Origin of the sequence: Colwellia sp. 12G3, from assembly GCF_002836775.1 — a bacterium.
In the GTDB taxonomy this organism is placed as follows: domain Bacteria; phylum Pseudomonadota; class Gammaproteobacteria; order Enterobacterales; family Alteromonadaceae; genus Colwellia.
Genome location: NZ_PJAQ01000019.1, coordinates 1 through 535, shown reverse-complemented (window position 1 = coordinate 535; position 535 = coordinate 1). Strand labels below are relative to the sequence as shown.

1 protein-coding gene is annotated in these 535 nt (G+C 33.8%); it reads right to left on the bottom strand.

What is annotated here, in order from left to right; translation table 11 throughout:
• Nucleotides 1–82: 82 nt before the first annotated feature.
• On the bottom strand, nucleotides 83–535 hold a 453-nt coding region (locus CXF71_RS07930), incomplete at its 5' end, for a hypothetical protein (RefSeq protein ID WP_232771415.1).

Here is a 535-nt window from a genome sequence, read left to right as displayed (position 1 = left end):
ATAACGCCTCGTTAAGAGGCAAATAATATGTTGGCTAAAATAAGCGACGCAGGAGCAAAAGCCAACTGTTATTTGTCCTGCTTTAACGACTTGTTATACGTTTGAATACCAATAACCATAATATAGGCATTAACGTAATTTCTAAAAAGATACCTATAGAACCTATATCTCCATTAATCAGAGTTTGTTGTACAAACCTAATTAGCCCTAGAGGGTCTATAAATATAGAGTGTATGTTACCGTGAAAGATCATAGAAGATAAAATAACAGCTGAAATGACAATCCATTTTCTAGGCTGCTCATAGCTATGAACTATATAAGTAGGAATAAATGCAGCTAAACTTATACCAATAAAATTTTGAGTTATATGATAAAAGTGGAAATTGTCTTGCCACTCAAACCACCAAAATATTTTACCTGCGGCAGCAATACCAATCATAGCGATAGTAAGAAGGAAATAGACATAGCCTATTACTAAGCTGAATAGTGCTCCTTTAATATATTTCATACTCCATCCTTGAGAAACGTATAACGC